The 11,831-nt window shown below is 57.5% G+C and carries 13 protein-coding genes and 1 pseudogene; 11 read left to right on the top strand and 3 right to left on the bottom strand.

The window, feature by feature from the left end; all coding sequences use genetic code 11:
- Nucleotides 1–3: 3 nt before the first annotated feature.
- The 4 genes from IUJ45_RS10995 to recQ all read left to right on the top strand — a co-directional run bounded on the left by IUJ45_RS10995 (nt 4) and on the right by recQ (nt 4,286).
- Nucleotides 4–135, top strand: a complete 132-nt coding sequence (locus tag IUJ45_RS10995) for a hypothetical protein (protein ID WP_255304562.1) — start codon at nt 4–6, stop codon at nt 133–135.
- A complete protein-coding gene (locus tag IUJ45_RS07680) occupies nt 132–1,088 on the top strand; it encodes a YheT family hydrolase (RefSeq protein WP_082308676.1) in 957 nt (318 codons plus the stop codon). Before IUJ45_RS10995 ends, IUJ45_RS07680 begins: the two co-directional genes overlap by 4 nt.
- 50 nt (nt 1,089–1,138) lie before the next feature.
- The gene (gene trpC, locus IUJ45_RS07675; RefSeq protein ID WP_082308675.1) at nt 1,139–1,921 is read left to right on the top strand and encodes an indole-3-glycerol phosphate synthase TrpC; all 783 of its coding nucleotides are present in this window, start codon (nt 1,139–1,141) and stop codon (nt 1,919–1,921) included.
- A gap of 64 nt (nt 1,922–1,985) precedes the next feature.
- Complete coding sequence (recQ, locus tag IUJ45_RS07670; protein ID WP_082308674.1) at nt 1,986–4,286, top strand: DNA helicase RecQ; 2,301 nt, start codon at nt 1,986–1,988, stop codon at nt 4,284–4,286.
- A gap of 142 nt (nt 4,287–4,428) precedes the next feature.
- Here recQ and IUJ45_RS07665 read toward each other — a convergent pair whose 3' ends face one another.
- The 3 genes and pseudogenes from IUJ45_RS07665 to bioH form a co-directional block, all read right to left on the bottom strand.
- The gene (locus tag IUJ45_RS07665; RefSeq protein WP_232012969.1) at nt 4,429–5,055 is read right to left on the bottom strand and encodes a hypothetical protein; all 627 of its coding nucleotides are present in this window, start codon (nt 5,053–5,055) and stop codon (nt 4,429–4,431) included.
- A gap of 75 nt (nt 5,056–5,130) precedes the next feature.
- Nucleotides 5,131–5,919, bottom strand: coding sequence for a class I SAM-dependent methyltransferase (locus IUJ45_RS07660; protein ID WP_002245837.1), 789 nt, complete (start codon nt 5,917–5,919; stop codon nt 5,131–5,133).
- 4 nt (nt 5,920–5,923) lie between these two features.
- Nucleotides 5,924–6,664 (bottom strand): annotated as a pseudogene (gene bioH, locus IUJ45_RS07655) (pimeloyl-ACP methyl ester esterase BioH); the annotation flags it as partial.
- Between bioH and IUJ45_RS07650 the strand changes: the two are divergent.
- The 7 genes from IUJ45_RS07650 (at nt 6,663) to IUJ45_RS07620 (ending at nt 11,829) form a co-directional block, all read left to right on the top strand.
- On the top strand, nt 6,663–7,388 hold the full coding sequence (locus tag IUJ45_RS07650) for a ComFC family protein (protein ID WP_002228923.1): 726 nt from the start codon (nt 6,663–6,665) through the stop codon (nt 7,386–7,388). The pseudogene bioH and the gene IUJ45_RS07650 sit on opposite strands and share 2 nt — an antisense overlap.
- Before the next feature lie 64 nt (nt 7,389–7,452).
- Nucleotides 7,453–7,917, top strand: a complete 465-nt coding sequence (gene trmL, locus IUJ45_RS07645) for a tRNA (uridine(34)/cytosine(34)/5-carboxymethylaminomethyluridine(34)-2'-O)-methyltransferase TrmL (RefSeq protein ID WP_002215661.1) — start codon at nt 7,453–7,455, stop codon at nt 7,915–7,917.
- Between the two features lie 127 nt (nt 7,918–8,044).
- Nucleotides 8,045–8,764: a septal ring lytic transglycosylase RlpA family protein gene (locus IUJ45_RS07640; RefSeq protein ID WP_002245836.1), complete on the top strand. Its 720-nt coding sequence runs from the start codon at nt 8,045–8,047 to the stop codon at nt 8,762–8,764.
- A gap of 53 nt (nt 8,765–8,817) precedes the next feature.
- The gene (locus tag IUJ45_RS07635) at nt 8,818–9,144 is read left to right on the top strand and encodes a PepSY domain-containing protein (protein WP_002218661.1); all 327 of its coding nucleotides are present in this window, start codon (nt 8,818–8,820) and stop codon (nt 9,142–9,144) included.
- Nucleotides 9,145–9,225: 81 nt separating this feature from the next.
- Complete coding sequence (gene ruvA / locus IUJ45_RS07630; protein ID WP_082308673.1) at nt 9,226–9,810, top strand: Holliday junction branch migration protein RuvA; 585 nt, start codon at nt 9,226–9,228, stop codon at nt 9,808–9,810.
- Complete coding sequence (locus IUJ45_RS07625) at nt 9,810–9,947, top strand: hypothetical protein (protein WP_002240237.1); 138 nt, start codon at nt 9,810–9,812, stop codon at nt 9,945–9,947. Before ruvA ends, IUJ45_RS07625 begins: the two co-directional genes overlap by 1 nt.
- A 25-nt stretch (nt 9,948–9,972) precedes the next feature.
- Entirely contained in the window at nt 9,973–11,829 is a 1,857-nt protein-coding gene (locus tag IUJ45_RS07620) for an ABC transporter ATP-binding protein (protein ID WP_002245835.1), read from the top strand.
- Nucleotides 11,830–11,831 lie beyond the last annotated feature (2 nt).

The raw sequence follows: 11,831 nt of genomic DNA, 5'->3' as shown, positions 1-11,831 counted from the left end.
CCGATGCCGATATCCTTTTTCGGCAAACGCTTTTCCACGCCTATATTCGGGCGCGCATCCCCCACGTCCGCACCAGCCGGACGGGCTGCCGCATCATCAATGCCGTCTGAAAACAAGAAAACCGATACCTTATGATTTTAACACCGCCGGACACGCCCTTTTTCCTCCGCAACGGCAATGCCGACACGATTGCCGCCAAATTCCTGCAACGCCCCGCACCCACATACCGCCGCGAGCTGCTTCCCGACAGCACGGGTAAAACCAAAGTCGCCTACGATTTTTCAGACGGCATTTCGCCCGATGCGCCGCTGGTCGTGCTGTTTCACGGTTTGGAAGGAAGCAGCCGCAGCCATTACGCGGTCGAACTGATGCTCGCGGTACGCAGCCGCGGTTGGCACGGCGCAGTCGTCCATTTCCGCAGCTGCGGCGGCGTAGCGAACACCGCCCCGGTGTTCTACCACTTGGGCGATACCGCCGAAATCGCCTTCACTTTGGACACGCTCGCCGCGCGTTACCGTGAAATATACGCCGTCGGCGTATCGCTGGGCGGCAACGCGCTGGCAAAATATTTGGGCGAACAGGGCGAAAACGCGCTGCCGCAAGCCGCCGCCGTCATCTCCGCACCCGTCGATGCAGAGGCGGCAGGCAACCGCTTCGACAGCGGCATCACACGGCTGCTCTACACGCGCTACTTCCTCCGCACACTGATACCCAAAGCACGGTCGCTCCAAGGTTTTCAGACGGCATTTGCCGCAGGGTGCAAAACACTGGGCGAGTTTGACGACCGCTTCACCGCACCGCTGCACGGCTTTGCCGATCGGCACGACTACTACCGCCAAACTTCCTGCAAACCGCTGCTCAAACACGTTGCCAAACCGCTGCTCCTGCTCAATGCCGCCAACGACCCCTTCCTGCCGCCCGAAGCGCTGCCGACACCGGACGAAGTGTCCGAAGCCGTTACCCTGTTCCAACCTGCACACGGTGGTCATGTCGGCTTTGTCAGCAGCACCGGCGGCAGGCTGCACCTGCAATGGCTGCCGCAGACCGTCCTGTCCTATTTCGACAGCTTCCGCACAAACAGTCGTTAACGGTTTGATGCTAATATTCCCCCTTTCCCCAGACGAATACGGAGCCCGACATGACCGACATCCTCAATAAAATCCTTGCCACCAAAGCACAGGAAGTTGCCGCCCAAAAAGCCGCCGTCAACGCCGAACACATCCGCGCACTTGCCGAAAACGCACCGCCCGTCCGCAGCTTCATCGATTCGATACGCGGCAAACACCGTCTAAACCTGCCCGCTGTCATTGCCGAAATCAAAAAGGCAAGCCCGAGCAAAGGCCTGATCCGTCCAGACTTCCGACCGCCCGAGATTGCACGCGCCTATGAAAACGCCGGAGCGGCGTGTTTGTCCGTACTGACCGACGAACCCTATTTCCAAGGTTCGCCCGAATACCTCAAACAGGCGCGCGAAGCCGTATCGCTGCCCGTGCTGCGCAAAGACTTCATCATCGACGAATACCAGGTTTATCAGGCGCGCGCATGGGGGGCGGATGCCGTCCTGCTGATTGCCGCAGCACTGGAACAGGAACAATTGGAACGCTTTGAAGCGGTGGCGCACGAATTGGGCATGACCGTCCTGCTCGAGCTGCACGATGAAACCGAATTGGAAAAATGCCGCAACCTGACCACGCCGTTGTGGGGCGTAAACAACCGCAACCTGAGGACTTTTGAAGTCTCCCTCGACCAAACCCTGTCGCTGCTGCCCGCGCTGGAAGGCAAAACCGTCGTAACCGAAAGCGGCATTACAGGCAAGGCGGATGTGGAATTTATGCAATCGCGCGGTGTGCACACCTTCCTGATCGGCGAAACGTTCATGCGTGCCGGCGATATTGAGGCGGAAGTGGGCAAACTCTTCTAAATCCCGATTTCAGACGGCATATTGCCGCCGACCGATCAACATCCTTACCGAGCACGGAACCATCATGCACCGACCGACCGCCAAACAGATTTTGCACGAAGTATTCGGTTATCCCGAATTTCGCGGCAGGCAGGAGGCTGTCATCAATACTTTGGCAGGCGGCGGGAGTTTGACGGTGCTGATGCCGACGGGCGGCGGCAAGTCTTTGTGTTACCAGATTCCCGCGCTGATGTGCGAAGGCGTGGCGGTTGTCGTATCGCCGCTGATTGCGTTGATGAACGACCAAGTGGCAAACCTGCACGCCGCCGGCATCGAAGCGGCGGCAGTCAACAGCGGCACATCGGCAGATGAAGCGCGCGAGATTGCCGACAAGCTTGCCCAATGCCGTCTGAAACTGCTTTATGTCGCACCGGAACGCTTGGTTACCGACCGCTTTTTGCGTTTTCTCGACCAACAAACCGTCAGCCTGTTCGCCATTGACGAAGCGCACTGCGTCAGCCAGTGGGGACACGATTTCCGCCCCGAATACCAACAGCTCGGCATGCTTGCCGAACGCTATCCGAACGTCCCGCGCATCGCCCTGACCGCCACCGCCGATGCCGCCACGCGCGCCGACATCAAGCATTATCTGCACTTGGACGACGCGCACGAATTTGTCTCCAGCTTTGACCGCCCGAATATTTATTATCAGGTTATCGAAAAAAACAACGGCAAAAAACAACTGCTTGAATTCATCCGCAAAGAAATGACGGGGCAAAGCGGCATTGTGTATTGTTTAAGCCGCAAAAAGGTGGAAGATGTGGCACAGTTTTTGCGTGAAAACGGATTAAACGCGATTCCGTATCATGCCGGTCTGAGTATGGACGTGCGCGAGGAAAACCAACGCCGCTTTACGCATGAAGACAATATTATCGTGGTGGCGACCGTGGCGTTCGGCATGGGCATAGACAAACCCGACGTGCGCTTTGTCGCCCATCTCGATATGCCCCAGAGTGTCGAACATTTCTATCAGGAATCGGGGCGTGCCGGCCGGGACGGGCTGCCTGCCGCGAGCTGGCTGTGTTACGGTTTGAACGATTGGGTGTTGCTGCGCGAACGGATTGCCGAAGGCAACAGCGACGAGGTGCAAAAGCAAATCGAAATGCAAAAACTCGATGCCATGCTTGCCGTCTGCGAAACCGCCGCCTGCCGCCGCGTACTGCTGCTCAAACATTTCGGCGAAGCATCCGAACCCTGCGGCCATTGCGACAACTGCCTGCATCCGCCCGTACGGTTTGACGGCACGGTGTTGGTGCAAAAATTACTCAGCTGCGTGTACCGCGCCGGACAACGTTTTGCCGCCGGTTACATCACCAACCTTTTGCGAGGTAAAAGCGACGATTGGATACGCGGCAACCGGCACGAACAACTGTCCACATTCGGCATCGGTACGGAGTTGTCCGACAAAGAATGGCGCAGCGTCATCCGCCAGTGTATCAGCCTCGGCTACCTCACCGTCAACATTACCCGATATCAGGCATTGCAACTGACCGAAGCCGCCAAAAAAGTCCTCAAAGGCGAAACCGAAGTGATGCTGCGTCCGCTCAAGCGCGACAAGCCCGCCGCCCGCACCCTCAAAGACAACTGGCTGCGTACCGAACGCGAAGAACGCCTGTGGCAGGCATTGCGCGTTTGGCGTATGAAACAGGCAGAAGCCGAAGGCATCCCCGCCTATATGATTTTCGGCGACAAAACCCTGCGCGACCTTGTCGAAAAAATGCCGCAAAACCTCAACGGGCTGCACGACATCTACGGCTTGGGCGAAGCCAAAACCGAACGTTTCGGACACGGCATACTCGAAGTCTGCCGCAACGCCGCCGGCTTCAGCCGCGACGCGGTCATCCGTCCGCAAACCGAACGCGAACAACAACTGCGTCAAAAACTCGAGGCCTGGCGGTATGAACAGGCAAGGGCGGAAAACTGCGCCCTGCATGCCGTCCTCTCCGACGAAAGCCTTGCCGATATGCTTGCCGATACGCCCGAAACCGAAACCGACCTCGAAGGCGTACACGGCTTGGGCAGCGTACGCGCCGCCAAATACGGACGGGACATCCTCGCCGTCTGCCGTCCGTTTTCAGACGGCATCGATGAAACCGCCAAACGCAAACGCCGCCTGATGCGCGCCCTGATCCAATGGTGCGGCGAAACGGCAAAACACGAACAGTCCGAACCCTACCGCATTCTCAGCAAAGCCGCACTGCGCGCCATTGCCGCCAAACAGCCGGAAGGCTTGGCGGAGCTTGCCGCCGTATACGGCGTAGGCGAAGAAAAAGCCGCACGTTACGGTGCGGCGGTGTTGGCGGTATTGGAACGAAATGCCGTCTGAAGCCCGTTACCAAGTTTCAGACGGCATTGCCTCTATTTAAAAATTCCTGTTTTTATAGTGGATTAACAAAAATCAGGACAAGGCGGCGAAGCCGCAGACAGTACAAATAGTACGGAACCGATTCACTTGGTGCTTCAGCACCTTAGAGAATCGTTCTCTTTGAGCTAAGGCGAGGCAACGCCGTACTGGTTTTTGTTAATCCACTATCATATAGATTTTTATGCCATTTGGTCAGAAACAGCGAAGACAGGCAGGGAAACGCCTTCAGTTCCATCGCGTTTTCAAAATCATCCCAAACATCGCTCAAATTCTGTTTGGATATGCCGTATTCCCGTCCGGCAAACATCACGGTCTTTTTGCTTTTGGCGGCTTTTTTGAATGCCTTTCTCTGTTTTTCGGGTATCTGCTGCCATCTCAACTGACGGTACACGTCGTAGCCGTCGCCCCAAAAAGAGGCATACCGTTGCGTGTCTTCGCCGACCAGCGGCGCGGTATTCCCAACCCGTACATATCCCGTCGGCACGACGGCACTTGCCTTATACATGTGCAGACCGCGTTCCCAATACATAAAGTCTTTGTAAAGCGGTTTCAAATCCGCCAGCTCCGCCGCCCCAAGCGGTTTGTTGCCCTGCCAGTCCAAAGCCAGCAGGGTTGCATATGCTTTTTTCCCACCGTGTTCTTCAACTCGGGTAACCTGGCAGGCAGTGTACTGCTTCAGTCTGAAGTTATAGACGCAATATACGTCTCCGGCATCGGCATACATCGGCATTTCCTTTATTTCTATCGGTTTTCACAGACAGATGCCGTCTGAAACTTGGAAACAGCTTCAGACGGCATCTGCACATCATCTCTTCGGAAAAAACTGCACCACGTTCTCCCCCTGCGGCAGCATCAGTTTTTTCACGGCGTGTCCGTACACCGTTTCCAGCGTAATGCCCAAACCGCCTTCCCGCTCAAATATTGTCCCGACACACGAACGCGCGGCGTTTTCATCGTTCCACGCCATCGCCCGCCAGATGCCCAGCGTGTCCATATCCGCCCAAAACGTTTCCGCCTTTTTGTAATCCAACACCAGCTTCGCCGTATCGGTAACGGGGTCGTAAAACCCGTTTTCAGCAAGCATATCGCCCAAGTCGTGCATATCGGGAAACATCACACTGCGGCTTTCAATGCCGTTTTCTTTCAGACGGCATTTCAGTTCCGCCAAGGTATCGCGCCCGAAGCAGGTGAAAAACAGCAGCCCGTCCGTCTTCAGCGCGCGCGCCCAATTTTGCAGCACGGGGACGATGCTTTCCGCCGCCAACAGTCCGAGATTCGACCACAACATATCGGCACACGCTTCGGGCAGCGGCGCGGTCGGGGATTGGCAGTGCTGCACCACGCCCTTACCCGCAAACCTTTGCCAAAAACCGCCTTTGCGCGCGGCTGCCGCCGCCGCCAAAAAATCCGCACGGGAATCGTATTCTTCAAATACCGCCTGCGGATAGCGTTTCGCCAGCAGGCTGCGGCTGATGTCCGCATCCGCCCCGGCAAGCAGGATATGTTTGGGCGCGTTGCGGACGAGTGTCAGGCGTTGGTCGGCATGTTCGGCAAGATGGCGGTAAACCTGCCAGCGTGCGTCCTGATGGTTCATCTAAAACCCCTTCAACAAAGTCGCGGTACAGCGCGGCAAACGCTTCCGCGTGGCTCAAAAACGGCGCGTGTGCCGCCTTTTCCATCACAACCAGCCTGCTGCCCTTCAAACGGCGGTGCAGATACTCGCCCATGCGCGGCGGCGTAATCGCGTCTTTGCCGCCGAACACCAGCAGTACCGGAACATCTATCTTGTCCAACAAATGCCGCGCATCCGCCCTTTCCGCCGCGTCCAAAGCTTCCTGTAAGGCGGAGGGCGTGCCGCAGCGCGCCAAATCGGGCAGGATTCTGCCTATGATTCCGTCCGCATCAGGCGTGTGCAAAAGCTGGAGTTGTAGAAACTGTTTGATATGTTTGGCATAATCCGTTCGGAACGCGCCGACCATTTTGCCCAATGCAGGCGCGGCAAGCCCTTCGGGATAGTCTTCGTCAGCCGTCAGCCGTGCGAAACTCGCCGTCAGGCAGAGCGAACGGACTTTGTCGGGATGGCGCGCCGCCAGATACAGCGCGACCAATCCGCCGAGCGACCAGCCGAGAATGTCGGCGGGCGTATCGATTTGTGCGGCAACAGCGTCGGCGGCTGCCTCAATATCGAAGGGTTGCGCGAAGGGCGCGTCGCCGTGTCCGGGCAAATCGACGGCGGACACCGGCCACGTTGCAGGCAGGCGCGGCATCAAATCGTCGAACACGTGGCGGTTCGCCCCCCAACCGTGTATCAGGTAAACTTTTTTGACGGCATCAGGCATGGATTTTCTCTCTTGTTGGCGGCGCATCGCAGACGCGCCCACTATCAGGCGTTGCGTATTATGCCACGGTTCGTCCGGCGTTTCAGACGGCATCTGCGCCGGCTGCCGCGACGATTTGGCGGCATACCGCACCGACGCGGCAAACAGCTGCCCCCTGTGTTTCATGCACGTTCAAGGCGGCGCGGTGTGCGGCGGCTGTCAGAAAAAACCGCCCGCATTCGACCGGATGTGGGCTTCGCTGCATTACGAACCGCCCGTCAGCAATATGATACACGCGCTGAAGCACTTGGCTGATTTGAGCATGGTGCAGCCGCTGGCAGACCTGATGATGCAGAATCCGCCCGACCGGCTTGCAGACGAATGTTTCGATTTCGTCCTGCCCGTACCGCTAAGCAGGGAGCGGCTGCTGCAACGCGGCTTCAACCAAAGTGAAAGCATCGTCGGGTTGTTGGCACAACGCTACGGCTGGCAGATACTGCCCCGACACACCGTATTCCGACACCACCGTCCGCCGCAAAGCACGCTCAAAGGCGGCGAACGGCGGCGAAACATCAAAAACGCCTTTGAAATCCGCACACCGATACCGGAAAACTGTAATATTCTGTTAATCGACGATGTCTTTACCACCGGCGCGACGCTGGACGAATTGGCAAAGACGCTGAAAAAATCGGGCGCAAACCGAATCTGCTGCTGGACGCTGGCACGCACGCCAATGAAAAAATAACTAAATTTTTTGACACCCCATCCGCCTTGTGGCAAGGTTACGCGCCTATAAGTGATTGATATTTATGTTTACCATCGTTTTATACCAGCCGGAAATCCCGCCGAACACGGGCAACATCATCCGCCTGTGCGCCAATACCGGCGCGGATTTGCACCTTGTCAAACCGCTCGGCTTCCCATTGGATTCCGCCAAAATGAAACGCGCCGGGCTCGACTACCACGAATTCGCCAGCCTGACGGTGTACGAAAACTTCGACGACTGCCTCAAGGCACTCGCAGGCAGGCGCATTTTCGCCCTGACCACCAAAGGCACGGCGCGCCCCGATGAAACCGCGTTTCAAAAAGGCGACGTTTTACTGTTCGGGCCGGAAACGCGCGGACTGCCTGCCGACATCCTCGACAGCCTGCCCGCCGCGCAAAAAATCCGCCTGCCCATGCAGCCCGGCAGCCGGAGTATGAACCTTTCCAATACCGTTGCCGTGATTCTCTTTGAAGCGTGGCGGCAACACGGTTACGCAGGCGGCGTTTGAACGCAAGTTCATGCCTTCTGAAAACCGTTCGGATACATTCCGAACCGCTGCCGCAGCGTGCAGCGGTTCGGAACGTGTCCGTAGGGCATGATGCCCATTCGTCTTCAACTCAAGAACGGAACACGTTTTGACTTTAACCCGAAAAACCCTTTTCCTCCTCACCGCCGCATTCGGCATACATTCCTTTCAGACGGCATCCGCCGACGCAGTGGTCAGGGCAGAAAAACTGCACGCCTCCGCCAACCGCAGCTACAAAGTCGCCGGAAAACGCTACACGCCGAAAAACCAAGTCGCCGAATTCACGCAAACCGGCAACGCCTCGTGGTACGGCGGCAGGTTTCACGGGCGCAAAACTTCCGGCGGAGAACGATACGATATGAACGCCTTTACCGCCGCCCACAAAACCCTGCCCATCCCCAGCTATGTGCGCGTAACCAATACCAAAAACGGCAAAAGCGTCATCGTCCGCGTCAACGACCGCGGCCCCTTCCACGGCAACCGCATCATCGACGTATCCAAAGCCGCCGCGCAAAAATTGGGCTTTGTCAACCAAGGGACGGCGCACGTCAAAATCGAACAAATCGTCCCGGGCCAATCCGCACCGGTTGCCGAAAACAAAGACATCTTCATCGACTTGAAATCTTTCGGTACGGAACACGAAGCACAAGCCTATCTGAACCAAGCCGCCCAAAACCTGGCTTCATCGGCATCAAACCCGAACCTCTCGGTTGAAAAACGCCGTTACGAATACGTCGTCAAAATGGGACCGTTTGCCTCGCAGGAACGCGCCGCCGAGGCCGAAGCTCAGGCGCGCGGTATGGTTCGGGCGGTATTAACCGCCGGTTGATGTCCCGCCTTTACGTCCTTCAAACACCACCAGATACTTCGCAGGAGCAAAACATGAACTTCAAACGCCTTCTCTTGACCGCCGCCGCAACCGCACTGATGGGCATTTCCGCCCCCGCACTCGCCCACCACGACGGACACGGCGATGACGACCACGGACACGCCGCACACCAACACAGCAAACAAGACAAAATCATCAGCCGCGCCCAAGCCGAAAAAGCAGCGTTGGCGCGTGTCGGCGGCAAAATCACCGACATCGATCTCGAACACGACAACGGCCGTCCGCACTATGATGTCGAAATCGTCAAAAACGGACAGGAATACAAAGTCGTTGTCGATGCCCGTACCGGCCGCGTGATTTCCTCCCGCCGCGACGACTGAATTTGATACAATCCGTGCCGTCTGAAGCCCGAACCGGTTTCAGACGGCATTTTGCACCCGACACTTCAGGATTCGGCATACATGATCAGCAGACTGACCGGCAAACTGGTTGAAAAAAACCCTCCGCAAATCGTCATCGATGTCAACGGTGTCGGCTATGAGGCCGACGTATCGATGCAGACCTTCTACAACCTGCCGCCCGTGGGTGAAAGCGTACAACTGTTTACCCAGCTTATCATTCGGGAAGACGCACATCTTTTATTTGGTTTTGCCACTGCGGAAGAACGCAAAACATTCCGCCAACTGATCAAGGTCGGCGGCATCGGCGCGAAAACGGCTTTGGGCATTTTGTCGGCGATGACGGCAGACGAGCTGGCGCAGGCGGTTGCAGAAGAAGATGTCAAACGCCTCTCCTCCGCCCCGGGAATCGGCAAAAAAACCGCCGAACGCATGGTTTTGGAACTGCGCGGCAAGCTGGTCACGCATGCGGTAACGGACGGGCTGTTTGCCGCCGCACCCGCCGCCGACGAAACGGAAGACATCGTCGGCACGCTGCTTGCGCTGGGTTACAGCGAACGCGAAGCAAAAGCGGCGGTCAAAGGCGTTCCGGAGGGGACGGACGTGGGCGAAGGCGTGCGCCTTGCTTTGAAAAACCTGCTGAAATAATGCCGCCTGAAGGCGGCGCGGCGTTTGCCCTGACGAAACCCTGCGTTTCCGCCTCGCGCTGTCTTCCCGACGGCTTTTCCCGTAAAATGGCGTTATTGTCCTTCCTTTCAGACGGCATTGTGTTTGATGCCGTCTGAAACTGTTTTACCGAAATCGAAAACAATGTTGAACAAAATATTTTCCTGGTTCGAGTCCCGAATCGACCCTTATCCCGAAGCCGCCCCGAAAACGCCAGAAAAAGGCTTGTGGCGGTTTGTCTGGAGCAGCATGGCCGGCGTGCGGAAATGGATAGCCGCCCTGGCTGCGCTGACCGCCGGCATCGGCATTATGGAAGCCCTGGTTTTTCAATTTATGGGCAAAATCGTGGAGTGGCTCGGCAAATACGCGCCCGCCGAACTGTTTGCCGAAAAAGGTTGGGAACTGGCGGCAATGGCGGCGATGATGGTATTTTCGGTTGCGTGGGCGTTTGCCGCGTCCAACGTGCGCCTGCAAACCCTTCAGGGCGTGTTCCCCATGCGCCTGCGCTGGAACTTCCACCGCCTGATGCTGAACCAAAGCCTCGGTTTTTATCAGGACGAATTTGCCGGACGCGTGTCCGCCAAAGTCATGCAGACCGCGCTGGCGTTGCGCGACGCGGTGATGACGGTTGCCGATATGGTCGTTTATGTGTCGGTGTATTTCATTACCTCCGGCGTGATTCTCGCCTCGCTCGACTCATGGCTGCTGCTGCCCTTTATCGGCTGGATTGTCGGTTTCGCTTCGGTGATGCGCCTGCTGATTCCCAAATTGGGGCAAACCGCCGCATGGCAGGCGGATGCCCGCTCGCTGATGACCGGCCGCATTACCGATGCCTATTCCAATATCGCCACCGTCAAACTCTTCTCCCACGGCGCGCGTGAAGCCGCCTATGCCAAGCAGTCGATGGAAGAATTTATGGTTACGGTGCGCGCCCAAATGCGGCTGGCGACGCTGCTGCATTCGTGCAGCTTCATCGTCAACACCTCCCTGACCCTCTCCACCGCCGCACTGGGCATCTGGCTCTGGCACAACGGGCAGGTCGGCGTGGGCGCGGTTGCTACAGCCACCGCCATGGCGTTGCGCGTCAACGGGCTGTCGCAATACATTATGTGGGAATCCGCGCGGCTGTTTGAAAACATCGGCACCGTCGGCGACGGCATGGCAACCCTGTCCAAACCGCACACCATCCTCGACAAGCCCCAAGCCCTGCCGCTGAATGTGCCGCAAGGCGCAATCAAATTCGAACACGTCGATTTCTCCTACGAAGCCGGCAAACCGCTGCTCAACGGCTTTAACCTGAATATCAAACCCGGCGAAAAAGTCGGCTTGATCGGACGCAGCGGCGCGGGCAAATCCACCATCGTCAACCTGCTTTTGCGCTTCTACGAACCGCAAAGCGGCACGGTTTTGATTGACGGGCAGGACATAAGCAGCGTCACCCAAGAATCTTTACGCGCCCAAATCGGTTTGGTCACGCAAGATACCTCGCTGCTGCACCGTTCCGTGCGCGACAACATTATTTACGGCCGCCCCGACGCGACCGATGCCGAAATGGTTTCTGCCGCCGAACGCGCCGAAGCCGCCGGCTTCATCCCCGACCTTTCCGATGCCAAAGGGCGGCGCGGCTACGACGCGCACGTCGGCGAACGCGGCGTGAAACTCTCCGGCGGGCAACGCCAGCGCATCGCCATCGCCCGCGTGATGCTCAAAGACGCACCGATTCTTCTTTTGGACGAAGCCACCAGCGCGCTCGATTCCGAAGTCGAAGCCGCCATCCAAGAAAGCCTCGACAAAATGATGGACGGCAAAACCGTCATCGCCATCGCCCACCGCCTCTCCACCATCGCCGCAATGGACAGGCTCGTCGTCCTCGACAAAGGCCGCATCATCGAAGAAGGCACGCACGCCGAACTTCTCGAAAAACGCGGGCTTTACGCCAAACTCTGGGCGCACCAGAGCGGCGGCTTCTTAAGTGAGCATGTCGAGTGGCAGCACGACTGAAC

The sequence above is a fragment of the Neisseria meningitidis genome, from assembly GCF_022869645.1.
Lineage (GTDB): Bacteria > Pseudomonadota > Gammaproteobacteria > Burkholderiales > Neisseriaceae > Neisseria > Neisseria meningitidis.
The sequence above is the reverse complement of the archived record's forward strand: the minus strand, read 5'-3'. Positions and strand labels throughout refer to the sequence as shown.

What these genes read in the sequence shown, in the direction of transcription:
- IUJ45_RS10995 (WP_255304562.1), top strand. Translation starts at nt 4, where the DNA reads ATGCCGATATCCTTTTTCGGCAAACGCTTTTCCACGCCTATATTCGGG.
- IUJ45_RS07680 (WP_082308676.1), top strand. Translation starts at nt 132, where the DNA reads ATGATTTTAACACCGCCGGACACGCCCTTTTTCCTCCGCAACGGCAAT.
- trpC (WP_082308675.1), top strand. Translation starts at nt 1,139, where the DNA reads ATGACCGACATCCTCAATAAAATCCTTGCCACCAAAGCACAGGAAGTT.
- recQ (WP_082308674.1), top strand. Translation starts at nt 1,986, where the DNA reads ATGCACCGACCGACCGCCAAACAGATTTTGCACGAAGTATTCGGTTAT.
- IUJ45_RS07665 (WP_232012969.1), bottom strand. Translation starts at nt 5,055, where the DNA reads ATGCCGATGTATGCCGATGCCGGAGACGTATATTGCGTCTATAACTTC.
- IUJ45_RS07660 (WP_002245837.1), bottom strand. Translation starts at nt 5,919, where the DNA reads ATGAACCATCAGGACGCACGCTGGCAGGTTTACCGCCATCTTGCCGAA.
- IUJ45_RS07650 (WP_002228923.1), top strand. Translation starts at nt 6,663, where the DNA reads ATGGATTTTCTCTCTTGTTGGCGGCGCATCGCAGACGCGCCCACTATC.
- trmL (WP_002215661.1), top strand. Translation starts at nt 7,453, where the DNA reads ATGTTTACCATCGTTTTATACCAGCCGGAAATCCCGCCGAACACGGGC.
- IUJ45_RS07635 (WP_002218661.1), top strand. Translation starts at nt 8,818, where the DNA reads ATGAACTTCAAACGCCTTCTCTTGACCGCCGCCGCAACCGCACTGATG.
- ruvA (WP_082308673.1), top strand. Translation starts at nt 9,226, where the DNA reads ATGATCAGCAGACTGACCGGCAAACTGGTTGAAAAAAACCCTCCGCAA.
- IUJ45_RS07625 (WP_002240237.1), top strand. Translation starts at nt 9,810, where the DNA reads ATGCCGCCTGAAGGCGGCGCGGCGTTTGCCCTGACGAAACCCTGCGTT.
- IUJ45_RS07620 (WP_002245835.1), top strand. Translation starts at nt 9,973, where the DNA reads ATGTTGAACAAAATATTTTCCTGGTTCGAGTCCCGAATCGACCCTTAT.